The organism is Clostridium sp. 16K-1-R1 (assembly GCF_023921145.1).
In the GTDB taxonomy this organism is placed as follows: domain Bacteria; phylum Bacillota; class Clostridia; order Clostridiales; family Clostridiaceae; genus Sarcina; species Sarcina perfringens.
In genome coordinates this window covers 3169161-3194993 of sequence record NZ_CP046515.1, presented here as the reverse complement: position 1 = coordinate 3194993, position 25833 = coordinate 3169161, and the positions used below count along the sequence as shown (strand labels likewise).

Genomic DNA, 25833 nt, shown 5'->3' with positions numbered 1-25833 from the left:
AAAAAATAATATCGTTATTAATTTGATATATAATGAACTTGTAAACAACATAAGAAATTCATTACCTTACTTAATAAAGATAAGTGAGGAGAAAATGTATGTTAGAAGATGAAAAAATCATAGAATGTGAAGAAATGGGGATAGAGTTTTCAAAGAAAACTGGAAAGGTAAAATCCTTTAATCCTAATAAATTTGCCACTTTTACAGCTAAAAAATTACAAATTATCTATAATAAGGGTTTGTTTTATGTATATAACGATGGTATATGGAATAAGATTTCTGATATGTATTTATTTCAGAAATTAAAAGAGAAGCTAGAAACTTATTCAGATGATATATGGTCTTTGAAAAATGAAAAGGAATACATAGGAGCATTGAAGAGGTCAGTATTTTTTGAAGAGGAACTTAACTCTAACAAAAGATATATAAATCTTAGAAATGGTATGTTTGATTTAAACACATATAGCCTAATGGAACATAGACCTGAGTTTTACAGTAGTATTAGAATACCTGTTGATTACAATGAAGAAGCTGAATGTCCTAATTTCATTAGATTTCTTAATCAATGTTTTAATGGTGATGAAGAAGCTATAAATCTTGCACAAGAGTGGGTTGGATACATTTTAACAGCAGAAACAAGAGCACAAAAAGCACTAATCTTGTACGGCTTAGGAAAAAATGGTAAAGGTGTTTTCATTGATATCATTAGTGAACTTATTGGTCAAGAAAATATTTCAAGTATACCAATGAATGAACTTAGTAGACCATTTTCTAGAGTATGTATATATGGAAAGTTAGCTAACATTAGCAACGAGAATGAGTTTAATGGGGCTTCTCTTAATACTCAATATTTTAAGGCTATAGTTGGTGAAGACATAATAACTGCTGAACAGAAAAATAAACCTGTAATTCAGTTTAAGCCTACTGCTAGAATGGTATTTTCAACAAATAATCTACCTCATACAAATGATGGAGGTTATGCGTTTATGAGAAGATTATGTATGCTTCATTTCAAAAATGTAGTTAAAGAAGAAGATAGAGATTTCTATTTAAGAGAAAAACTAAAAGAAGAACTTAATGGAATATTTAATTGGGCTTTAGTAGGTCTAAGGAGATTAAAAGAAAATAATTTTAGATTTTCTGAATGCAATAGTTCCAATAAATTACTTAAACAGTATGAAATGGAACTTAATCCGATGATACTATTCTTTGAGCAATGCGTTGAAAAAGAACATAGTGACCATAGAGAAGATAATAGAATAATCTACAATACATACAAAAGCTGGGCTAGAGCTAATGGAATGGAAGGACAAGCTAAAATAAGTGTTCAAAAGTTCTGGAGGAAATTTGATGCTTATGCTAAGTCATTAGGATATGAATGTGAAAGTAAGAAATCAAATTCATTTAGATACCATACTGGAGTAAAAATAGTTGGATGTTTTAGGATTTCATTAGATGATTCTAGAATATTTGGACAACTAGGTGGCTAATTGGTGGCTAAGATAAAATGCTGAAATTTAGATGTACCAACAACTAGGGCTAAAGGACTAAGAAAATTCATGAAACATCAAAAAGAAGATGTTTCATGAATAATAAACTGAAAGGAGGTGGTAACATATGCGTCCATACGTCCTAGACCACATAAATCAATAGAATAGACTTGAGACTAAGAGACTGAGAAAAGGACTGAGTGAGTCCTAAAAGTGAGGTAATGAATAAATCAAATAATAAGTAAAAGGAGATTAAAAAATGGCAGTAGTAAAAAGAAGAACAAAACCAATAGACATCTTTAAAAAGATGAGCGAGGAAGATGAAAGAAAAGAAATACAAAACCAAGAAATAGTAGAAGAAACAATAGAAGAAACAATAGAAAAAATTGAGGAAGTAATCCAAGAACAACAGTACAATTTAGAAAACTTTAAGGCTTCTAAGTCTAAACAGAAAAGTGTAATAAGAAGTAATCAAGGAGTAGTTACTATAATAAACACTGAAAAAAATGGTAAAAGGATTGTTTTTCCAAAGGATGTCATGGAGGAGTTAGGGAATCCACCTAAAATATTAATTTCATGCTCAGATAATGCAATTGCTGTAGGAGAAAAATTACCAGACAATCAAAACTTTTTAAGTATAAAATACTCTAAAACAAAAGGGACTATATATTCTGCTGGTACAGTAAATGAGCTAACTGAAATGTATCAATTAGATTTTAGAAACAAAACTTCAATTACATTTTTAGAAGTTAAATATACTACATACGAAAATCATAAAGTAGCGATAATAACTATAGATTAAGTGGGAGGTAATAATATATGGATGAATTAACAATAGACGATATAGTTGAAGCAATAACAGAGATAATAAGCCTATACATAATAGCTTCAAAAATAGATGAGTTAAAAGAAAATTAGAAAATCTACTAAGCATTGAACTTATATAGTTCGGTGCTTAGTGAAATTAAATGATTTAGGAGGAGTACATAATGGAGAGCAATAGAAAAATAGAGAAGATAAGATTAGAAGATTCAATAATTCAAATATGTGAGAATAGGACAAGCATAAAAGAACAAGAAGAAATAATGAATAGTGAATGGTTCATAAATTGGATTAAAGAAAATAACCAATAAAAAATAATCAATAAGTAAGCAGAAAATAGAAAAATAAAAGGAGAGATAAATATGGCAATCATAAAGAAAGATGGAGTAAGTGTAAAAATAGAAGAAGGATATAAGAAATGTAAAATAGTAAGCTGTGAATTTAATGACAAAAAGATTGTTAAGGGTAAAGTTTTTGAGCAAGGATATATAACTTTTGAAATAGAGAATGGAACATCAATAAAACAATACATGCTTATAGCCCCTTGGACTACATACTTATTTTATAAATTAATTAAAGCTATTAAAGGAAGTGATTTTAATGTATATGATGAGTATGAAAAATTTAATATGAATGAATTAATAGGTGCTGAAGTTGTAATAGAATTAAAAATCGAAATTAAAAATGGTGGAGAATATATGAATGTTACTAATGTTTATAATATCGAAGATGGTGAAATTATTATAGAACATGACAGAAAGTTAAAAGAAGAGAGATATTCAGAAATGGAAAAAAATAATATGATTAGCATGGAGTACATAACTAACAAGGTAGAATCTCTTTAAGCAAAATAGAGCTTTAAAAATTAATAAAGGTTTAGAAGTTATCTAATATATTGGGTAACTTCTAAATAATCTAATTATTAAATGATATAAAAATAAAAGTTAAGTATATATTATAAATTTGATTAGATATTAGGAGGAGTTCTATGGGATTTAAGAAATTGGTTAATGATATAAAAGTTGAGAAAAGAAGGAAATTAATTGCCATATATTGCCGGGTAAGTACTGAAGAACAATCTGAGAACGGTTACAGTATAGATGAACAAGAAAGATTACTAGAAGAATGGTGTAAGAAGATGGGATATGTAATCTATAAATGCTATTCTGATAGAGGAATAAGTGGAAAAAACATAAAAGATAGACCAGCATTAAAAGAACTTTTAAGTGATGCTAAAGCAGGAAAGTTCGATATGGTTATATCTTGGAAGATAAACCGTGTAAGTAGAAAGTTAGAAGATGTTTTAAAGATTGTAAATCTATTAGAGAAAAACAATATAACATTCAAATCTTATTCAGAACCTTTTGAAACAGATACACCAGCAGGAAGAATGCAATTTCAAATGATGGCTTTAATAGGAGAGTTTGAAAGGGGGACTATTGCACAGAATGTTAAGATGGGGATGATTGCAAAGGCAAAATCTGGAAATTGGTGCGGTGGACGAGTCTTAGGATATGACTTAGTACCAAATAACTCACCAGAAGAAGAAAAAAAGGGGAAAAACAAACTAGAAATCAATGAAAAAGAAGCCGAAATAGTAAGGTTTATATTTAATGAATATAGTAAAGGAAAGGGATATAAAGCAATAACTAATAAAATGAATAAATTGGGATATAAAACTAAAAAGGGAAATAACTTTTCAGTAGGAAGTATAAGAGATATACTAACTAATCCAGTATACATAGGAGAAATAAGATATAATGTAAGACAAAATTGGAGTGAGAAAAGAAGAAGGAATATAAATCCTAATCCAATAAGAGTTAAAGGAAAGCATGAAGCTATTATAGATAGAGAGCTATGGGATAAAGTTCAATTAATTTTAGAAAGTAAGAAAGGAAAGCCTTCAAGAATATATGATGGAGAATATCCATTAACGGGAATACTAAGATGTCCTAAGTGTGGAGCTGGTATGGTGATTTCTAGGACAACCAATACATTAGCAGATGGTACTAAAAGGAGAATAGCTTATTACTGTTGTGGTAATTGGAAGAATAAAGGAACTTCAGTATGTAATAGTAATACAATAAGAGTAGATAAAGCTAATGAATATGTGTTTAAAAAGATTGAAGAATTAGTATCTAATGAAGCAATGATTAAAGCAGTTGTTAAAAACATTAATAAGGAAAGAAAAGATAAAGTTAAACCAGCTAAAAGATTGTTAGGTGACATAGATAAAGAGCTTGAAAAACTAGATAAAAGAAAACGAAAAATCTTTGAAGCATATGAGGATGACATCTTAACTAAAGAGGAGTTTCAAACTAGAAAGGATGAACTAAATGAGAAAATCAGAATTTTAGAAGAAGAAAAGAAGCCGTTACTAAACACAATTTCTGAGGAGGTAAGTGAAGAGATACCATATGAGTTCATTAAAGATATACTTATGAATTTCAGTAAAATATTAAATAGTAGTGTTAGTAGAGAGCAACAGAAAAAGTTACTACATATGATAATATCTGAAATAACAATGAATGAATCAAGAGAAATAGACTCAATAAAACTTAATATAAATGATAAGTTAGTTGAATATCTAGTAAAAGAAGGAGGAGTACCTATTAAGGGTATTCCTTCTTCTTTTATGTTAAGAAATATTGGAGTAAGAATATTGAATTTGAATATTACAATTTAAATGAAAAATAAGGAATTAAACATGATTATTTGGTATAATATAGGGAAAAGTTAAGTAAAATGGATTTAGGGAGGATATTATGCCATATAGAAGAAGTTTAGAAGAGCTACAAGAGGAATTGATAAACGAGGAAAATGGATTAACTATGTTTTTACAGACTAATAATAATGTATATTCTTTTAGAAGCGGATTAAATCAACAACAGCAACTAGAAATAATAAATCCTACGAGAGAAGCTATGATAGGAAAAGAGTATTCTAGATATGATGCGTTAGAAAGAAGACCAAATACAATTTATTATATTTCACAAGAGATGATGGAATATCAATCTGTAGATAGTATAATAGAAATTAATGCACAATTAGAAACTGGAGAAGTTGATAGGGCTAGAATTGCGACTATTGAAACTGATAAAATAAAGCTAATTATTTTTAAGAAAGGACGATTTATATTTTTATTTAAATATAATTCTGGAAAATTATTTAAACAAGGATGGAAAGCTAGATTTGATGTAGAGGAAGCTGTTGTTGAACAAGAAAATGACAATTTGTTATTACTTTCTAAATTAGTACCAGATATTATAATTGATGCTCAATGCAATATAGCATTTATAATAAATGTAGTACAAGCTGAATATATTTTAGATATAAATAGTCTATTTACAGGAACTTTAACAGAATTCTCAAATAATTTAAGAGAGTTTAATTTAATGAGAGAAGAAACTATTGAGACGTTTATTAATCAAATTAATGGTAAGAATAATTATATGAGAAAACTTCATAAGATTCAAACAACACAGTCATATCAATATTTTCATCAAAATATAGAAAAAATACCAGAAGTGTTAGCCCAATATGGATTAACAATTAATTTTGATATAGAAAATGGTCAAATAATATTTGATGATGAAACTGATGTGGGAGATGTATTACATTTATTTGCTGATGATTATATAAGAAGGCATATTAGTGAAAGAGATGATGTTATGAATTAGTAAAGAAGGAGGTGTAGATATGCTACCTAAATTGGCATTATCTATAACCAGTTTTATTCCTTTGTACTCACTGATGATATTTATGTATATATATCAATTTTTATATGGAACAATGGATAGCAATACAAAAAGATATGTAATAATAGCAGTTGCTATAATTGTAATTGTACAAGTATTTTTTAGTATGATAGCCAGTAGATATATAAAAGAAAAAGAGAGTAGTCAAAACACAGAGAATGAAATAGTATTCAAGAATATAAATGAAGATAAAAAGGCAGAAATAAATTATATGATGACTTATTTACTACCTTTATTAACTTTTGATTTAGATAAGATAAGTGGATTCTATATATTTTATACTAATATACTTATATTAGTATTTATCTTTATGAATGCAAGAGCTGAAAATTTTAGTTTTAATATTTTTCTGTGGATTAAAGGATATTATATATATAAAGGTAATAATATTAATGGTGATGAGAAAGTGCTTTTAATAAAGAAGAGAAAGTTTTCAAATATTAGAAGTAATAATGAAAAGTATAAGTTCGTATCATTTGGTGGAAGTAATGATATTTACTTATGTAAAAAATACAATTAATAAGTAATAGGAGCAATAAAATGCTCTTATTTTTTGTTATATAAAAAACCTCACTTAATACTGATACGGAGAACCTTATCACAAATAATGGATATTTTTACTTTAAATAGATTAAAATGAATTAAGAGAAATAGACTAAATAAAACTTAATATAAATGATAAACTAGTTGAATATCTAGTAAAATAAGGATGAGTACCTATTAAGGGTATTCCTTTTTCTTTTATGTTAATAAATATTCGATTAAAGGTGTTGAATTTAGATATAGTTATATAGAAAAAAATGTATTAATTTTAAATAATTAAAAAAAATAAATATAAAAGGTTGTAAATAGTTAAGTACTATGTTATACTAAAATGGTAGCAGAGTAGCTAACAAAAAAAGTTTCATTTAGATAAATAGTTCTCAAAATTAGAGATTATATATCCATTTAGAATCTTTAATTTTAGGAGGAATGTTTATGTCAGATAAAACATTAAAATGCAGAGATTGCGGAAGTGAATTCATATTTTCAGTAGGAGAGCAAGAATTCTACAAAGAAAAAGGATTTGAAAATGAGCCAACAAGATGTATATCTTGTAGAAGAGCTAAAAAAGAGCAAAATAGAAGATAATTTTAGATTATTATAGGTTGTGGTTTAAACTACAACCTTTTTTTATGTAAAAATATTATAAAAACCTCACTTAATACTGATACGGAGAAACGTACCATAAATAGAATTAAAAAAGCCTGTTTTAAATAAAAACAGGCTTTTTTTAATATAAAGTTTTTAACTATCTACCATAGTTCCACCATTTACATGAAGAACTTGTCCTGTTACGTAGGAGGAATCATCAGATGCTAAGTAGACATATGCTGGTGCGAGTTCAAAAGGTTGACCAGCACGTTTCATTGGGACATCAGATCCAAAACGAGCTACTTCTTCCTCTGAAAAACTTGATACTATAAGAGGAGTCCAAATAGGACCTGGAGCTACTGCATTAACTCTTATTCCATGTTTAGCAAGTGATTGTGAAAGTGATCTTGTAAATGTAACTACAGCACCTTTTGTTGAGGAGTAATCTATAAGATTTTCCTTACCTTGGTAAGCAGTAACAGATGTAGTATTTACTATTGTACTTCCTCTTTTCATGTATTTTAAAGCTTCTTGTGTAAGATAGAACATAGAAAAAATATTTATTTTAAATGTTAATTCAAGTTGCTCTTGCGAAATACAGTTTATATTATTTTGAGGGAATTGAACTCCAGCATTATTTATTAAAACATCTATCCCACCTAAAGTTTCCACTGTAAATCTAACTAATTTTTCACAGAAGTTTTTATTAGAAATATCACCAGGAACTAAGTAGCATTTTCCACCATATTTTTCTACATATTTCTTTGTGGTTTCAGCATCATCATTTTCGTAAAGATAAGAGATTACAATATTTGCTCCTTCTTTTGCAAATGCTATAGAAACTGCTCTACCAATTCCACTATCACCACCAGTAATAAGAACTGATTTTCCTTTTAATTTTTCACTGCCCTTATAATCAGGATTATCAAATATAGGACTAGGAACCATTATTGATTCTATTCCAGGTTGAACTGATTGATGTTGAGGTGGGAATTTCTTTGGTAACTTTTCAAAGTTTATACTATTATCACAATATGGATTCATTAGACACTCCTTAGGTATTTATAATACTAGTTATTTTATGAAGAGATAATTATATTTGTGATTTTAAAGAGAGAATTTCAACTTTTTCATAATTAAAATCAAGAAATTTATTATAAATATTATTATAATTTAAGTTCTTACAATTTAATTTAAGTTTTATTAGGAATATTATTTCATATAGTAGTCAACATATAAGTGCAAAGAAAGATATTAAGAGACTACTGTGATAAACATGATTTATATGAAGAATATAGATATTGATATATATGTAGAAAATTTAATAGTAGAGTCAATTGGAGTATATAATGCTTCAAGATGTGAATATGTATATTTAGGTATAAAAGGTACTTCAATAGAAGTAATTCAGTAGATTTGATTAGATATGCTCAAAATTAGGATTAATTATAGAAGGCGGTCTTTTTTAAAATACACTATATTTATTAAAATAATATTTTTATTATTTTGTAAATTTTTATAATTTTATATTTATATATTAATTAAAATTTTATAAATATTAAAAATAATTTAGGAATAATTAACATTAAAGTAATTGAATAGTAAACAATGGTGGTGATAAAATTAATAAAAAATAAGTAAATGGAGGGGTTTTTTTATGAAAAAAAAGCTTATAATGGCGCTGATAGTTGCATTATCAGCTCAGGGGATGGAAACTGTATATGCACAAGATATAGTTGATACAGTTGAAAATAGAATAGAAGTTCAAGAGGCAAACTATGCTTCATTAAAGGTTATAACTGAAGGAAAAGGAACAGTAGCAATAAATGGCCAAACTTTAACTGGTGGAGATGTATCAGTAAAAGCTGGTGAATCAGTAAGAGTAAATGTAAATCCATCAGAAGGATATGAATTAGATAAGGTAGAAGTTAATGGTGTAGTATTAACAAAAGACAATGCACCATCAGCAATGGAAAGCTTAGCTAATGGATATTTTGATTATACATTCTGGGGAGACCAAGCAAATTCAGTAAAAGTAACATTTGCTAAAGTTGAAACTAATCAAACAACATTAAAAGTAACAACAGAAGGAAAAGGGTCAGTAGAAATAAATGGTCAAACTTTAACTGGCGGAGATGTATCAGTAAAAACTGGTGAATCAGTAAGAGTAAAAGTAAATCCATCAGAAGGATATGAATTAGATAAGGTAGAAGTTAATGGTGTAGTATTAACAAAAGACAATGCACCATCAGCAATGGAAAGTTTAGCTAATGGATATTTTGACTATACATTCTGGGGAGACCAAGCAAACTCAGTAAAAGTAACATTTGCTAAGGTTGAAACTAATCAAACAATACTAAATGTAACAACAGAAGGAAATGGATCAGTAGAAATAAATGGACAAACTTTAACTGGCGGAGATGTATCAGTAAAAACTGGTGAATCAGTTAGAGTAAAAGTAAATCCAGCAGAAGGATATAAATTAGATAAAGTAGAAGTTAATGGAATTGTCTTAACAAAAGACAATGCAGCATCAGCAGTAGAAAGTTTAGCTAAGAATGGATACTTTGACTATACATTCTGGGGAGATCAAGCAAACTCAATAAAAGTAACATTTGCTAAGGTTGAAACTAATCAAACAATACTAAATGTAACAACAGAAGGAAATGGATCAGTAGAAATAAATGGTCAAACTCTAACTGGAGGAGACGTATTAGTAAAGACTGGAGAAGAAGTAAGAGTAACAGTTAACCCAGCAGAAGGATACAAAGTAGACAAAGTAGAAGTTAATGGAATTATCTTAACAAAAGACAATGCAGCATCAGCAGTAGAAAGCTTAGCTAAGAATGGATACTTTGACTATACATTCTGGGGAGACCAAGCAAACTCAATAAAAATAACATTTTCTAAGGTGGAAAACTCTGATAATCCTACAGAAGAGCAAAAGCCAGGTGAAGAACAAAAGCCAGGAGATGAGCAAAAACCAAGTGAAGAGCAAAAGCCAGGTGAAGAACAAAAACCAGGAGATGAGGGAATAAAAGAAGAACTACCTCAAACAGGTGCACCTGTTAATGCAGCTTCTATGGGCATGCTAGGACTAACATCTTTACTTGGAGGATTATTCCTAAAGAAAAAGAGATAATATAATTATTATTAAATTAATGTAAGGAAGAAGTTAATTTAGCTTCTTCCTTATTTTTATTTAAATATATTAGTAAGTGATTATCAATTTTTTATAGCTTTATTACATATAATTGTAAACCATATCAAAGCTATACTTAAAAGAACATGTGAAAGACCAGATATATGATTTAAACCTACAAAATCATGACCTAATACTTGAAATGTTCCCCTAATAGTAAATGTAACTACTAAGTATATTAATGAAATATTATAAAAAATACACCATTTTTTAAAATTTTTATTTTGGGATAACTTAAAGTTTTTCTCTAAAAGTAAAACTAAAATAAAAAATATAAATCCAAAAGTTAAGATATGAGTATGAATAATTGATAGTGATGTTTTTCCTTCAAATCCATTAATCTTTGTAAATTCCCTATAAAATACTCCCATAGCTAGTCCTAAAATTAAATAAAAAGTTGCTAAGTTAAAATATTTTTTCATTTATACACCTCCCATATTGATAAAAATTATTTGTTAATATTAATTACAAATAATGATATAACTTTTAAAAAGTTTTTTCAACAGAAATAAAAGGGGATTTATATTATTTAAAGTAATTTTAATAATAAGATTACAATTAATAAATTAAAAATAAAGAGTAGTATATAGTCTAATAAATCATAAAAAATATAATAGACAAAAGATAAATACTTTATTATAAAATTTTATATATTTAATGTGAATTTTCAAAAAAGTTGTGATAACACTAAGATAAATATAAAATTTATCTTTATAATATGTATCTTAATAAAATATATTAAATTCATACAGTTTATATGAATTTAAGTAGATCTTAAATTTGTTTAATCAACAATTAGTAAATATTAATATTATAATTTTAAAACTCTTAAATTAAAATCTTTAATAGGAATATTATTTCATATAGTGGTCAACATATAAGTGTAAAGAAAGTTATTAAGATTAAAAATGAGTAGCACTTTACAAAGGATCAATTTATAGAAGGAGGTAATCTTATGGGAAATGAAAGTTATAGAAAACAAAATAGTGATGGTAGCATATTAAAGTGGATAGGAAGATTTGTTTTAGTTGCCATAGTATTAGTAATAACATCATTTGTAACTCCAGGATTTTCAATACATGGACTATGGTCATTTTTATTAGCTGCTGTCGTAATATCAGTGCTAGATTATTTAGTAGAATTATTTATGGGTGTTGATGCATCACCATTTGGGAAAGGAATAAAAGGTTTTATAATAGCTGCAATAATAATATATTTAACTCAATTCTTAGTTCCAAACATGGGAGTTTCAATTATAGGAGCATTACTAGCTGCTGTAGTTATAGGAATAATAGATGCTGTAATTCCAAATAAAATTATGTAAAATTAAATTTAAATATTTTAATTAATAAAAACTGCTATTAATTTAATTAATAGCAGTTTTTATTATGATTTTTTGAATTACACCAATAAATTTTTGTAACTATAAAAAGTTTTAAAATATTTAATTGTTATATTTTAATAAAACACATAAAATCTTAAGATTTCTATATTAAGATAAACAGAGATTTAGAAATTAAGTTTATAATATAAATATGATTAGCTTGTGATTAAGAGCTTAAGGGGGTGATTTATTATGGTTAATCTAATGATACTAAGTGGTATAGTACTACTTACATGTATAATATCTAGTAAAATTTTCTATAAATGGGGTGTGCCTGTACTTTTAGTATTTATTATAATAGGAATGTTATTTGGATCTGATGGAATTGGTGGTATATATTTTGATAACTATAATATTACTTATTCTTTATCATCTATAGCGTTAGTATTTATAATGTTTTATGGTGGTTTTTGTACTGAATGGAAAAAAGCAAGGTCTGTAGCTATACCTTCAATTATGTTATCTACACTAGGTGTTATAATAACAGCAGGGCTTACAGGATTGTTTTGTCATTTTGTATTAAAAACAAGTATATTTGAGGGTTTATTATTAGGATGTATTGTTGCTTCTACAGATGCTGCTTCAGTTATATCTATTCTTCGTTCAAGGAATTTAAAATTAAAAAATAATATTGATACATTAGTAGAGTTTGAAAGTGGTAGTAATGATCCAACGGCATACATGCTGACAAGTGTTATGTTAATTTTTATTACTAGTAATGAATCAGTAGGTATTGGTCTTTTAGGAATGATTTTTAAACAAATAGTTTTTGGAGTGACAGTAGGATTATTTCTATCAAAACTTGCAGTTTTTATATTAAGAAAAGTGGAATTTGAAATTGAGGGTTTATATCCTATTTTTACTATAACTGTAGCTATTTTAGCTTATTCAATAAGTGAATTCTTAGGTGGAAATGGTTATTTAAGTGTATTTATTGCTGGTATAGTAATGGGAAATTCAAAAATACCTCATAAGAAGAGTTTGAATCATTTTTTTGATGGATTATCATGGATAATGCAAATAATTTTATTTTTCATGTTAGGACTTTTAGCCTTTCCATCACAATTACCAAGCATAGCATTTGAGGGAATAGCTATTTCAATATTTTTAATATTAGTAGGCAGACCTATAGCAGTCTTTACTATATTAAGTTGGTTTAAAGTTCCAATTAAAGAGCAGATGTTTATATCTTGGGTTGGACTTAGAGGGGCAGGTTCATTAGTTTTTGCAATATATGCAATTACTAAGACCTCAGCTATTGAAAATGATATTTTTCATATTATATTTTTTATAGCATTATTCTCAGTAGCAATTCAGGGAACGTTAATACCTTGGTTTGCAAAGAAGCTAGATTTAATATGTTATGAAGATGATAACCATGAAGATAATATGAAAAATAATATAAAAGATTACATTTTTGAAGTTAAAGTTGGAGAAAATAATAAGATTGTAAATAAAGCTATTATGGATTCAGAAATTCCAGATGAGATTTTAATTGTTATGATAAAAAGAGATAATAAAGTTGTTATTCCAAAAGGTTTTACAATAATTAAGCCTAATGATACTCTTGTTTTAACAAGTGAGAATAACGAAATTATGAATAGCTTTTTAGATGAAATAAGATAATAAAAAATAGGATACTTTTATTTAAAAGTATCCTATTTTTTTATTAATATTTAAAGTATGTGATGTTATAATATTATGGATAAAAAATAGAATTAAAAGATAAGAATAAGTGAGGATTTTTTTATGAGCAAATATGCGATACTTGCAAATCCAGGTCATAATCGTATTTATTTTGATACAGCGCTTAAGATTGCAGTTTCAGAATTACAAGCAATTGCAGATGCTTATGATATGGAGATAAAGGAGATTGGAGAAGGAAATTTAGGTCTTCCAGCATCAATATGCTTTAGTACTAATAGAGAGCTTAAGGAAGAAGACTTTAAAGCACTAAGTTTTTCATCAATTTATTATGCCTTATTTGAAATAGTAGAAGGAAATCTTTTAAGACCTATTAGTGTCCCAGATTTTCATACATTCCCTGAAAGTATGGTTCAAATATTAAAATATAATGGAAAGACAAATGAGCAATTTACTAGACTTATGGTAAATTTAGCTTTAAGTGCTTGTAAAACAGGAAGTAAAAAGATAACTTTATTAGATCCTATGTGTGGTAAAGGTACAACTTTATATGAAGGATTCATAAGAGGGTTTGATGTTAAAGGAATAGAGATAAATGAGCAATGGACTCAAGAAATTCAAACTTATGTTGTTAGATTTTTAAAAGAAGGAAAGTTTAAGCATAAAGTTGAAAAATCTAAGGTGTCAGATTCTAAAAAGAAGAAAATAGCTAATGTGTTTAATTTAACTGCCGCAGCAGAAAAGAATGCTTTTAATTCAGGAGATGTTCAATCATTCCAGTTATTTAATTCAGATACTAGAAAAGCAGATCTTCTTATTAAGAAAAAATCTTGTGATATTATAATATCTGATTTACCTTATGGGGTTCAGCATGGAAGTAAGAATGATAGAAATTCTCTTATGGAAAGAAGTCCACTAGGGCTTTTAAAAGAAGCAATTCCAGCATGGCATAATGCATTAAAAACTAAAGGAAGTTTAGTACTTTCATACAATGAATTTACTATGAAATATGATGAGGTAGCTATTGTTTTAGAGGAAAATGGATTTAAAGTTCTTGATGAAACACCTTATCATAATTATTTACATAGAGTAGATCAATCAATAAATAGAAATTTAATAGTAGCTGTAAAGGCTTAAAAATAGAGGATTACTAATTAAGTAATCCTTTATTTTTTACAAATTTAACTTAAATTTTTTATAGTTTTTTTATATTGCTAATAGTATAATTTAAGGTAATAATTTGTAATATAAATAAGTTGGTTTAGGGGGAAAAATGAGGAAAAAGCTAATAATTACAGCTATAATAGGTTTAATATTAATTGGAGGAACAACTACAGGAATAGTTTTAAATAATAACTATTTTAAGGAAAAACAAGAGAGTGTTGCTGAAAATGAAAAGCATATTAGTAGTGAAAAAGATCAAAATAATAAAGATGAAAAAGCAGAAAATAATACAGGCGATTTAGAAGGAAGCAAAGAAAATAATGAAAAAGATAGTTCTAATAAAGAAGATAGTAATAAAAAGCAAGAAGAACAAGAAGTAAATGATAAATATACAATATTCTATAAAGCTCGTGATGCTTATAATAGAGAAGATTTTGATGAAGCTATAAGATTATATGAAACCATAACAGATAAAGATGTTTTAGCCAAGGTTGAATATGAGAAAGATAGATTTTACTTTGCAAAAAAAATAAATGATGAGATAAATGAAGGACAAAAACTTTATGATTCAGGTAAATACTTTGAAGCAAAAGTATTTATGAGCAAGTTAATTAGAGGAAATTATATGTTACCTAATCAAGAAGCTAGAGCTAATAAAATATATGAAGAAGCTAGTTCAAAAGTTACAAAGGAAGAAGTGGAAAAGGTAAATGGAAAATTTACTTTTGAGAAGGCTGTTGAACTTGTAAAAAAAGAAATAGGAGATAATCCTAATAATACATATGAAAATTTTCAAGAATACACAGATATAAATGGGGCAAAGGTTTATCAAGTAATTGTTAAAAAGAATGGGGATAGTAATAACTCAGAACTTTTTGTAGTTAGCTCAGATGGAAGTGTTTTATCAGGATCTTAAAATAAGAATAAAAACTTTAAAATTTAGCAAATTATAATATATTCTATTATTAGTCAATATTTTAGAAGATTATAGCAATTTATCTTTAAAAAGCTTAAAATTTGTCATTATTATTAGACTATGATATTATATAGGCCTATAAGTAAATCCCTATATGTATAAATCAATATTTATACTAAGGAGAATTTAGTTAATGAACGGAGGATATGTATAATGGATAAATTACCAAATTGCCCTAAATGTAATTCAGAATACACTTATGAAGATGGAAGTCTTTTAGTTTGCCCAGAATGTGCTTATGAGTGGACTCCAGGAAGTGAAAATGCAGATGAGGATGTATTAGTAGTTAAAGACTCAAACGGAAATATACTTCAAGATGGAGATACTGTAACTATAATAAAAGACCTTAAAGTAAAAGGTGCTTCATCAGCTTTAAAAAAGGGTACAAAAGTTAAGAACATACGTCTAGTTGAAGGAGATCACAACATAGATTGTAAAATAGATGGATTTGGAGCTATGAGCTTAAAATCAGAATTCGTTAAAAAAATTTAATTAAACACCAATAAGGAACATATTAGTATGTTCCTTTTTATTTTGGAATTTAACTAATATAATTAGGTTTAATTCTATTTAAGATTAAATAATTAATATTTAAGAAAAGGAATCAATTAATTATATTGATATATAATAAGAACATAATGATTTAATAAATTAATTAATACAATGTAATTTGAAAACGATAAATTAAGAAAAATCTATAAAATACTATCAAAAAGGTTTATTTGTAAACTAATTTTTGATACTATAGTAATTAAGAGTTTTTAAGTCTTTTTAAATTTATAATTTTAAGATAGGACATAGGGGGATGTGTTTATTTTAGCTTTATTAAATGGAGGTGTTTAAATGAAGTGGAGTAACATTTTAAAAGTGTTTAAGAGAGATGTGAAAGCAATAATAAAAAATCCGATAGCACTTTTAATAATAGGTGGAATATGCTTTATACCATCACTTTACGCATGGGTAAATATAGCGGCATGTTGGGATCCTTATGAAAATACTAGCAGCGTTCCCATTGCTGTAGTAAATAATGATAAAGGGGCTTCATTCAATGGGAAAGAAATGAACATAGGTAATGAAGTGATTGATGAATTAAAGAATAATCATGCCATTGGGTGGAAATTTGTTGATACGAAACAAGCAGATAGGGGATTAATAGATGGTACCTATTATGCAATGATAGAAATTCCAGAAGATTTTTCTGAAGACTTAACTAGTGTTTTATCTGAAAATCCTACAAAGCCTGAAATAATATACAAGGTTAACACAAAAGCTAACCCTGTTGCAGGTAAAATAACAGGAGTTGCACAAAGTACTCTTGTAAATCAAATAACATCAAATTTTATAACTACTGTCAATGAGACAGCATTTTCTTCATTAAATGATTTAGGATATGATGTAGATAAAAATAAAGATAATATTATTAAGTTAAAAAATTCTATAATAGCTATAGATAAAAATATGAGTGCTATTAAAAATATGCTTAACAATATAAATAGTAACTCATCAAATTTAAGCACATATTTAGAAGAAGTTCAAAGTACTATGCCATCAATAACAAGTGGTTTAAATAATATATCTCAGAATGCTGAGAATACTGGTACTTTAATAAATACTTCTAAAGAATCTTTAAATAGTACCTTTGATAATATAAGGTTAAACTTAAGTGAATCACAAACATCATTAGATAAGGTACAAAGTAATTTAGATGATTTATCTTCAATGGCTAATGATGCAAGCTCTGCTAAGATTAATGCACTAATAAGTAAATCTATTAACGAAATAGATAAAGTTGATAATAGTGTTACAGCTGTAATTAACTTTTTAGATGCTATTAATAAAAAAATTGCTAATGAAAAGATCGCTAATATGATAACTTCATTAAAAAATGTTCAAAATTCCTTAGCAGAAGAGAAAACTAAGCTTAACGATTTACAAAGCAAAGTTAATAGTGGTCAAAATGTAGATAAAGGACTTCTTAGTTCAATAAGTGATTTAACTAAAAAAATAGAAGGGCAATTAGATAATTCTTTAAATAGATTTGATAATGATACAAGACCGGCTTTAAATACAATTGCTGATGGACTTGTTACTGCTACTAAAGGGGCATCAGATTTATTAGGAAAAGCAAATGGTTTAGTTGATCAAATAAATAATTTATTAAGTACAGCTAATCAAGGATCTCAGCTTGCAAATTCAACATCAGAAAAATTAAAAAATAGTTTAGAAGAATTTTCAGGTGTTATAAGTGAATTAAGTTCAAAACTTCAAGATGTTAGTGATGATGATCTTGGAAAAATAGTTGGAATACTACAAAGTAATCCAGAATTTATGGGAGATTTTATTGCAAATCCATTTAATATAGAGGTAGATGCAATATACAAAGTAGCTAACTATGGATCAGGAATGGCGCCAATATATTCAGTATTAGCCCTATGGGTTGGTTCATTAATATTAATATCATTATTAAAAACAGAGTCAGCTGAATTTGAAGGTAGTGAGAATATAAATTTAAGAGAAAGACATTTTGGAAAGATGTTAACTTTCGTAAGCTTAGGAATACTACAAGGGTTCATAGTAGCCTTTGGGGATAAGTTCCTTTTAGGAGTTCAAACAGTAAATACAGCATTATTAATTTTTGTATCAATGTTTGCTTCAGCTGTGTTCACTATAATTGTATTTACGCTTATGTCTGTCTTTGGAAACCTAGGTAAAGCCTTAGCTATTATACTTATGGTTTTACAATTAGCAGGTAGTGGTGGATCATATCCTATACAAGTAGATCCATTATTCTTTAGAATAATTCAACCAACTTTCCCATTTACTTATGCCATATCAGGATATAGGGAAGCTATAGCAGGACCTTTAGTAAGTACTGTGATTTTAGATTTTGCTATTTTAACCATAATGGGATTGGTATTTATACTTCTAGGATATTTATTAAAAGGACCTTTAAATCCTAGGGTTAGAAAATTTGAAGACATGTTTGAAGAATCTGGAATAGCAGAATAAGCTGTATTTTAAGAGGTGAATTATGAAGAAAATTTTTAAAGTCTTTCGAAGAGATTTAAGAAATATAAGGAAAAATCCAGCGGCTTTAGCAATAGTCATTGGTTTATGTATAATACCATCTCTTTATGCTTGGATTAACATTAAGGCATGTTGGGACCCTTATGTTAATACAGGGAATTTACCGGTTGCCGTTGTCAATAATGACAAGGGCGCTGAGGTAAATGGTAAAGAGATAAATGTAGGTAAGGAAGTAATTGATGAACTTAAAAAGAATGATGCTATAGGATGGCAATTTGTAGATGCATGGCAAGGAAATTATGGATTAAATGAAGGTAAGTATTATGCAATGATTGAAATACCTTCAGATTTCTCAGAGGGATTAACAAGTTTAATTACAGGAAGTCCTCAAAAGCCGGATATAATTTATAAAGTAAATGAAAAATCTAATGCTATAGCAAACAAAATAACAAATGTTGCAAAAAATAAAGTTACAGATGAAATAAAATCTAATTTTGTTGATACTGTAAATAAAGAAGCTTTTGATATTTTAAATCAATTAGGTGGAAAGTTAGAAACTAATAAGCCGGAAATATTAAAAGTGAGAGATACATTACAAAGTGCTAATAGTAGTTTAAAGGAAATTCAAGATTTTGTTCAAAAAGCTAATGGAGATTCAAAAAGTTTAAGTAGTTATCTTTCTAGTGTAAGAAATGATCTACCAAAGGTAACAGATCAAATAAATAATTTACAAACTACTGTTGAGGCAAGTAAAAGTTTAATAAATTCAACACAACAAACAGTTAATGCTGTATCAAATAGTTTTAGCAGTGATGTTGTAACAATGCAATCAACAAACCAGGAATTACAAAGTTTACTTTCAAAGCTTAAAGAATTAAATAATGCTATGGATACAACTAAGATGGTTGAAACTGTAGATAAGTTAGTAAAATTAACAGATTCATTAAATAAAAGTATAGATAATAATCTTAAAGCTTTAGAAAAAATAAATTCCGTAATACCAAATAATAAAATAGGCAATTTAATAAATAAGTTAAATACTGCAAAAGATTTAGTATCTAAAGAAAGAGAACAATTAGTTGCTTTAAAAACAGCATTATCAAACAATGAAAGTAAGGAAAATATAGCTAAGGCTATAGAGTCTGTTTCTACAATAAGTACTGAAACAAGCTCAGCTTTAATAAATGTTTCAAATACTTTTTATAATGATGGAGCACCAGCTTTAAATACTATTGGAAATTCATTAAAAGGTGGATTAGATACAGCAAACTCAGTATTAGAAACAACAAAGGTAGTTGTTCCACAGCTAAATGCTTTAACTACTTTTGGTATAGCTAGTAGTGATGTAGCTAGTCAACAAGCTGATCAAGTAACAAGTAAGCTTAGTGAGTTCCAAGACGCAATTAGTCAATTAATAGAAAAAACTTCAGGATTAACTGAGGAGAATTTAAATAACCTAATAGATTTAATGAGTAAGAATCCAGAAGAAATAGCATCATTTATATCCTCTCCTATAACAGTAAAAGAGGAACAGGTTTATGATGCAGGAATATTTGGAGTAGGACTTACACCATTTTATACAACTTTAGCAATTTGGGTTGGTTCATTATTACTTACATCATTATTAACAGCAGAGTGTGAGGATTTTGAAGATGGAACAAAATTAAATCTTATCCAAAAGCATTTTGGTAAAATGTTATTATTCTTGACTATATCATTAATTCAAACAGTAATAGTAGTTTTAGGGGATATATATATATTAGGAGTAAATCCTGCAAATATGCCATTGATGTTTGGATTCGCAATAGTTAGTTCTATTGTATTTACGGTAATGATATTTACCTTAGTATCATTATTTGGAAACATAGGTAAAGCAATAGCCATTGTTATAATGGTATTCCAAGTAGCAGGTGCTGGAGGAATTTATCCAATACAGACAAATCCAAAAATATTTGAGGTTCTACAACCTTTATGGCCATTTACTTATTCTATAGATGGATTTAGAGAAGCTATAGCTGGTCCAATATGGAATTCTGTATCTAAGGATATGAAAGCTTTAGGAATATTCTTATTAATATTCTTATTACTATGTATTCTTAAAAAGCCATTCCATAGACTTACTGAGTTTGTAGAGCATAAATTTAGAGAATCAGGATTATAAAATAAAGAAAAGAGTAAAGATTAATTCTTTACTCTTTTTGTTTTATAAGAGATTCTTAAAATTATAATTAATAGAAATATGTGGTAAAATATAATGTGAAAATATTTCTTGTTAATGTGAGGTGTTTTATGGGAAGAAAAGAGAAAAACTTATATAAAGCAGTTGATATAAAGCATAAGGAAATTATTGATGTTAGAGAGATAGGGTATTATTCTACACCTCCGTTTGTTGCAAGATATATAGGAAAAAGAATTATAGATATAAATGGTAAAGGGAAAACTTTATTTGATCCATGTTGTGGAAAAGAGGAGCTAACTGATTATTTTAGTGATTTAGGAATTAAAACCATAGGTATGGATTTAATAAAATATAAAAACAATTATAGATGTGAGTTTAAGAAAGGCAATTTTATAAATTATTATTGCTCTCAAAAAAATACAAAAACATGGGACTATGATTATTACATTGCTAATCCACCATATAATTGTCATGAGGTTAATTTTATAAAGGAGAATAAGGAGAGGCTTAAGAATTATTTCAATGAGGTTGGGTTGCATAATATGTACAGCATGTTCATGTCTGCCATAATAGATAAGGCAAAGAATGGGGCTGTTATTGGATTAATTACTAATGATTCATTTTTTACAGCGAAAAATCATAAGAGGCTTAGGAATAAAATTCTTAGGGAATGTTCTATACATGAAATAACCATGTGTCCTAGAGGGCTTTTTCATAATCAAGGAGCAGATGTTAGGACAAGCATACTTATTTTAAGAAAGGGAAAAGAGTATCAAGAAAAGATAGTTGTAAATAACAGGCCTAAATCCATAGAAGAATTTAAAGAGTTATTAAATGGGGTAAAAGATAATAGTAATGAAAGGCTTTATAGCTTACAAGAAATTGTATTGCAAAATAAAAAGGATAATTTAGAGTTTTTAATAGAATGTCCTGAAGATATACGGAGTTTATTTAATAATATTAGATTGGGAGAAAAATTTAAATGCGTAACAGGGATCTCAACAGGTAATGATAAAGAGTTTTTATCTAAGGAAAAAAGCAATGAATTTACTATTCCTTTTTACAAAAATCCAGGAAAAGATAAGTTTTATACAGATAGAGTAATTTATCTACATAAAGATTTTTTAGAAATAGAAAAGATTAATAGAAATTTTAATGTTAGAAATAAAGAAGTTCTTTATAAAAGTGGTATAACCTGTTCATCTATGGGGGTTTCCTTTAATGCATGTATATTGCCTAAAAACTCCACCTTTGGAGTAAATCCTAATATAATATGTGAATCAGAAGAGGTTTGGTGGTTACTAGCTTATTTAAATTCATCCCTAGTAACTTATCTTGTTAGGGGAGCGTTAATAAGAAGCAACATGATAACTTCAGGCTATGTATCTAGAATACCACTTTTAAGCTTTACTAAAGAGGAAAAAGCTAGACTTTCTCATTTAGCTAAAAGGTCTTATAAGTTAAGCAAACAAAATTCTAGTATAGAAAATGAGTTATGCCATATAGACAATATTGTTAATCATGTTGCTAAAATTTCAAATGATTCTAAAGATTTAATTTCTAATTTCAAAAAGTACTTAGTTGAAGTTACTTAGTTTAATCTAATTTTATGTGACAGTACCCATTAGGATTCTTTTTAAGATATTTTTGATGATATTCTTCAGCTTTATAATAGTTTTCTAAGGGCTTAACCTCTGTCACTATTTTTTTTGAATAAGATTTTTGAAGTTCTTCTTTACTATTTAAAATCTCTTGTAAATCTGAAGGATCTACATAGTAAATGCCAGTTCTATATTGGCTACCAACATCATTACCTTGTTTATTTAATGAGGTTGGATCTATTATTGTCCAAAACTTAGCTAATAATTCTTTAAGTGATATTATGTTTTCATCATAATTTACAAGACAAACTTCAGCAAAATAAGTATTTTTAGTGCATATATCTTCATAAGTAGGATTTTCAGTACGTCCATTAGCATATCCAACTTCAGTGCTTACTACACCATTGATTCTAGAAAGAAATTCTTCTACACCCCAAAAACAACCACCTGCTAATATAATTTTTTTCATAACGAACCCTCCTTATAAGTTTTAGCTTTCCTATTTATAAAATAATTATGATTATTTAGCACAAACTTTTTTTATTATTTTTGCTGGATTTCCACCTACCACTACATTGTCAGGAACATCCTTAGTTACAACGGCTCCAGAGGCTACCACTACATTATTTCCTATAGTTACACCTGGGTTTATCGTAGCATGTCCTCCAATCCAAACATTATTACCTATGGTTACAGGCTTACCAAATTCATAGTTTAGCCTTTCAATAGGATTAATTGGATGAGTAGCTGTATAAATGTGAACTCCAGGGGCAAAGAAACAATTTTCTCCTATGGTAATTTTACAAACATCAAGCATTACACAATCAAAATTTGCGTAAAAGTTATTACCTACTGATATATTATAACCATAATCACATTTGAAGTTAGGTTCCATATATATGCTTTTACCTGTTGAACCTAAAAGTTCTTTTAATATACTACTTCTTTCTTTAAAAGTTTTATCAGTTTCCTCTTCATTATCAGGTAAGTCTAATTTATTAAATTTCTGAAATAAAATTCTAGCTCTAATTCTACCTTTAGTTAATTCTGGGTCAGCAGGGTTATAAGGCAGACCTGCTATCATTTTTTCTTTTTCTGTCATAGCCATAAAAAATCCTCCAATATTTATTCTCACAATTATTTTATCAGTAACATATATATATTTCATCAGATTAGTTATAGAAATAGTTAAAATTTCATATAATGAATAGCTAATATTATATTTTTGAGGTGTTAAGTTATGTTTGATCCTAAAATGTTAAGCGTTGAATTTAGAAATGGAATTACAGATGAAAAACCAATAGAGGGAAGAAAGTACACATTAACTCATAATGATGATACTGGAGAGTTATTTCTTACAGTAGCTTTAGCATATGCTTATGACAAAATAAACTCATCAGCGAGAGATGAAGTTTTTGGAGTTTGGAAAAGAGGAAACAATAGATTTATCTTAAAAATATACTTATATGTTGATGGAAATCAAGGAAGAGAAGAGGCCATAAAGAGAGATAGAATATTTAGAAAAGAGTTACCTTTAGCACTAGCTGCTATAGCATATGGAGATAGAAAGTTTTTAGATGATAATGATGATTTATTAAATAGCAATATAATAGTGAGATTTATATCTGCTTATGAAGAGCTTAATAAGATTGAAAACTATGGAACACTTAAGGATTATATTAATAATCGCATGGAAAATACACCAAACAATAATAACAATATTTATATGGAAGAGAGTATTTTAAATGATAATGATCCTTTAGTAAATAATTTTATAATAACTTTATTAAATCCATATATTAAAGCTGAAATAACAAAGTTATATAACAATGATATGTATTATTGTTTAAAAGATGTGGAAGTATTAGAAGTATTTAAGGCTAAGGCAGATAATGAGTGTGAATTTAACTATAAGATTTATGTTGGAGTTAAGGTAGGAACTATGCAACCTGCATATAATAACCTTATAATTGAGTTTTTAGTAACTCCAAATGCAGTAAGCACTTTAAGTGTAAAAAATCCAAGGTAAATAAAAAAGAGATTGTTTTTAAGACAATCTCTTTTACTTATTTAGAACAATAAGTGTGCTACAAGTGCAATAACTGGTAGAGTAACTAGTGTTCTCATTAAGAAAATCATAAATAATTCTTTTAAGTTTAGTGGTATTTTTGATCCTAAAATAACACTTCCAACTTCTGATAAGTATATAAGTTGAGTTACTGATACACAAGCAACTACAAATTTAGTCATATCACTTAAAATAGTTTTTGATGCTATAACTGATGGTAAGAACATATCTGCAAATCCAACTATGACAGTTTGAGAAGCAGCAGAAGCTTCAGGAATTCCTAAAATCTTAAATAAAGGAATGAAAGGAACACCAAGCCATTGAAATACAGGAGTATATTCAGCTATCATAAGAGCTAATGTACCCATTGCCATAACTACAGGTAAAACTCCTATCCACATTTCAAGTACGTTTTTAATTCCATCAGCAAAGAATTTTTTTAAGCTACTTTCATTTTGGGCTTTTTCAACTGCTTTAAAAACTCCAAAAGTGAAAGGAGTAAATCCTTCAGGAACATCTTCTACATTTTTAGGTTCTGCATTGTTAAAATAAGCATCAGGTTTTTTGCTAAGAGGCCAAACTCTTGGAAGAATTATAGCGGCAACTATTCCAGCAAAAGTAACAGTTAAATAGAATGGAATAAACATATTCTCTAATCCAACCTGTGATAAAACAACAAAGCTAAAAGTTATTGAAACAACTGAGAACATTGTACTAACTATACAAGCTTCTCTCTCAGTATAAAATCCTTCTTCATATTGTTTTGAGGTAAGTAATACCCCAATAGTTCCATCACCTAACCAAGAAGTCATACAGTCTATTGATGAACGTCCAGGTAGTTTAAATAATGGTCTCATTATCTTAGTCAGTAAGGCACCACAGAATTCTAATAAACCAAAGTTTAAAAGAAGTGGTAAGAATAATCCTGCAAAGAAGAATACTACTATAAGTGTTGGTAGTAGATCATTTAATATAAACGCCCCAGTTAAATCAGACTTTATTATTTCAGGTCCAAATCCAGTAAATGCTGATATTATAAATAATCCACCTAAGATTCTTCCAATTGTCCAAATCCAATTAACATTTAATAATGAATTTAAAAAATTATTTTCTATTATAAATTTTGGCTTAAATGCTTTAGTTATTATTGTTAATGAAGCAGCTATTACAACAACTATCATTGATAAAGTAGGTAAATAATCACCTATTAAATCTTTAAGTCTAGTTGTGAAAAAGGCTACTGGTATTGTTATATTTCCACCATCATTTATAGGAACCATAAATAAAATTACTCCTAATAAAGATGGAATTATAAACTTTAATAAATCAGACGATTTATATTTAGTTTTCAATTTTAGTCCCCCTTTTTAATAAACAAATCAAT

Annotated in this window: 24 protein-coding genes; 19 read left to right on the top strand and 5 right to left on the bottom strand. The window is 27.6% G+C overall.

What is annotated here, in order from left to right:
• Positions 1-98 precede the first annotated feature (98 nt).
• The 8 genes from GOM42_RS14415 (at position 99) to GOM42_RS14380 (ending at position 7201) form a co-directional block, all read left to right on the top strand.
• A complete protein-coding gene (locus tag GOM42_RS14415) occupies positions 99-1490 on the top strand; it encodes a phage/plasmid primase, P4 family (RefSeq protein ID WP_208337868.1) in 1392 nt (463 codons plus the stop codon).
• A gap of 259 nt (positions 1491-1749) precedes the next feature.
• Positions 1750-2292, top strand: coding sequence for a hypothetical protein (locus GOM42_RS14410; protein ID WP_075857454.1), 543 nt, complete (start codon positions 1750-1752; stop codon positions 2290-2292).
• 187 nt (positions 2293-2479) lie between these two features.
• The gene (locus tag GOM42_RS14405) at positions 2480-2623 is read left to right on the top strand and encodes a hypothetical protein (protein WP_004455699.1); all 144 of its coding nucleotides are present in this window, start codon (positions 2480-2482) and stop codon (positions 2621-2623) included.
• Positions 2624-2674: 51 nt separating this feature from the next.
• A complete protein-coding gene (locus tag GOM42_RS14400) occupies positions 2675-3157 on the top strand; it encodes a hypothetical protein (protein WP_055227696.1) in 483 nt (160 codons plus the stop codon).
• Between the two features lie 143 nt (positions 3158-3300).
• Entirely contained in the window at positions 3301-4998 is a 1698-nt protein-coding gene (locus GOM42_RS14395; protein ID WP_198614184.1) for a recombinase family protein, read from the top strand.
• Between the two features lie 79 nt (positions 4999-5077).
• Positions 5078-5992 carry a Kiwa anti-phage protein KwaB-like domain-containing protein gene (locus GOM42_RS14390; protein WP_198614183.1) on the top strand — a complete coding sequence of 305 codons (915 nt, stop codon included), beginning with the start codon at positions 5078-5080 and terminating at the stop codon, positions 5990-5992.
• Positions 5993-6011: 19 nt separating this feature from the next.
• On the top strand, positions 6012-6590 hold the full coding sequence (locus GOM42_RS14385) for a hypothetical protein (protein ID WP_208337869.1): 579 nt from the start codon (positions 6012-6014) through the stop codon (positions 6588-6590).
• Between the two features lie 458 nt (positions 6591-7048).
• Complete coding sequence (locus GOM42_RS14380; RefSeq protein WP_003479385.1) at positions 7049-7201, top strand: zinc-ribbon domain-containing protein; 153 nt, start codon at positions 7049-7051, stop codon at positions 7199-7201.
• 156 nt (positions 7202-7357) lie between these two features.
• On the opposite strand, the gene GOM42_RS14375 is transcribed toward GOM42_RS14380, so the two are convergent.
• Positions 7358-8248 (bottom strand): SDR family oxidoreductase, encoded by an 891-nt coding sequence (locus GOM42_RS14375; RefSeq protein ID WP_003456901.1) that lies wholly within the window; start codon positions 8246-8248, stop codon positions 7358-7360.
• A gap of 223 nt (positions 8249-8471) precedes the next feature.
• Here GOM42_RS14375 and GOM42_RS14370 point away from each other — a divergent pair, with 223 nt between their 5' ends.
• Together GOM42_RS14370 and GOM42_RS14365 are read left to right on the top strand one after the other, a co-directional pair.
• Positions 8472-8618 carry a hypothetical protein gene (locus GOM42_RS14370; RefSeq protein WP_164789186.1) on the top strand — a complete coding sequence of 49 codons (147 nt, stop codon included), beginning with the start codon at positions 8472-8474 and terminating at the stop codon, positions 8616-8618.
• A gap of 243 nt (positions 8619-8861) precedes the next feature.
• Positions 8862-10346, top strand: coding sequence for an LPXTG cell wall anchor domain-containing protein (locus GOM42_RS14365; protein ID WP_110077477.1), 1485 nt, complete (start codon positions 8862-8864; stop codon positions 10344-10346).
• 83 nt (positions 10347-10429) lie between these two features.
• Here the strand turns inward: GOM42_RS14365 and GOM42_RS14360 are convergent, their stop codons facing one another.
• Positions 10430-10828 carry a DUF2871 domain-containing protein gene (locus tag GOM42_RS14360; protein WP_003456879.1) on the bottom strand — a complete coding sequence of 133 codons (399 nt, stop codon included), beginning with the start codon at positions 10826-10828 and terminating at the stop codon, positions 10430-10432.
• A 533-nt stretch (positions 10829-11361) separates the two neighbouring features.
• Here GOM42_RS14360 and GOM42_RS14355 point away from each other — a divergent pair.
• The 8 genes from GOM42_RS14355 to GOM42_RS14320 all read left to right on the top strand — a co-directional run bounded on the left by GOM42_RS14355 (position 11362) and on the right by GOM42_RS14320 (position 22375).
• A complete protein-coding gene (locus tag GOM42_RS14355) occupies positions 11362-11730 on the top strand; it encodes a phage holin family protein (RefSeq protein WP_003456828.1) in 369 nt (122 codons plus the stop codon).
• A 252-nt stretch (positions 11731-11982) separates the two neighbouring features.
• Complete coding sequence (locus tag GOM42_RS14350) at positions 11983-13416, top strand: potassium/proton antiporter (RefSeq protein WP_003475839.1); 1434 nt, start codon at positions 11983-11985, stop codon at positions 13414-13416.
• Between the two features lie 123 nt (positions 13417-13539).
• Positions 13540-14571, top strand: coding sequence for a DNA methylase (locus GOM42_RS14345; protein ID WP_003472101.1), 1032 nt, complete (start codon positions 13540-13542; stop codon positions 14569-14571).
• Between the two features lie 136 nt (positions 14572-14707).
• Positions 14708-15514 (top strand): hypothetical protein, encoded by an 807-nt coding sequence (locus GOM42_RS14340; protein ID WP_110077478.1) that lies wholly within the window; start codon positions 14708-14710, stop codon positions 15512-15514.
• A 213-nt stretch (positions 15515-15727) separates the two neighbouring features.
• A complete protein-coding gene (locus GOM42_RS14335; protein WP_003456718.1) occupies positions 15728-16066 on the top strand; it encodes a zinc ribbon domain-containing protein YjdM in 339 nt (112 codons plus the stop codon).
• 351 nt (positions 16067-16417) lie between these two features.
• Positions 16418-18583, top strand: coding sequence for a YhgE/Pip domain-containing protein (locus GOM42_RS14330; protein ID WP_110077479.1), 2166 nt, complete (start codon positions 16418-16420; stop codon positions 18581-18583).
• A gap of 22 nt (positions 18584-18605) precedes the next feature.
• Positions 18606-20762 carry a YhgE/Pip domain-containing protein gene (locus GOM42_RS14325; protein ID WP_110029664.1) on the top strand — a complete coding sequence of 719 codons (2157 nt, stop codon included), beginning with the start codon at positions 18606-18608 and terminating at the stop codon, positions 20760-20762.
• 128 nt (positions 20763-20890) lie between these two features.
• Complete coding sequence (locus GOM42_RS14320) at positions 20891-22375, top strand: N-6 DNA methylase (RefSeq protein ID WP_110077480.1); 1485 nt, start codon at positions 20891-20893, stop codon at positions 22373-22375.
• A gap of 1 nt (position 22376) precedes the next feature.
• On the opposite strand, the gene msrA is transcribed toward GOM42_RS14320, so the two are convergent.
• Both msrA and GOM42_RS14310 read right to left on the bottom strand, forming a co-directional pair.
• Complete coding sequence (gene msrA, locus GOM42_RS14315; RefSeq protein ID WP_110077481.1) at positions 22377-22850, bottom strand: peptide-methionine (S)-S-oxide reductase MsrA; 474 nt, start codon at positions 22848-22850, stop codon at positions 22377-22379.
• 51 nt (positions 22851-22901) lie between these two features.
• Entirely contained in the window at positions 22902-23489 is a 588-nt protein-coding gene (locus tag GOM42_RS14310) for a sugar O-acetyltransferase (protein WP_110077482.1), read from the bottom strand.
• Between the two features lie 132 nt (positions 23490-23621).
• On the opposite strand from GOM42_RS14310, the gene GOM42_RS14305 reads away from it, so the two are divergent.
• A complete protein-coding gene (locus tag GOM42_RS14305) occupies positions 23622-24410 on the top strand; it encodes a staygreen family protein (protein WP_110077483.1) in 789 nt (262 codons plus the stop codon).
• A gap of 41 nt (positions 24411-24451) precedes the next feature.
• Here the strand turns inward: GOM42_RS14305 and GOM42_RS14300 are convergent, their stop codons facing one another.
• Complete coding sequence (locus tag GOM42_RS14300) at positions 24452-25801, bottom strand: YjiH family protein (RefSeq protein ID WP_003479363.1); 1350 nt, start codon at positions 25799-25801, stop codon at positions 24452-24454.
• Between the last annotated feature and the right edge of the window lie 32 nt (positions 25802-25833).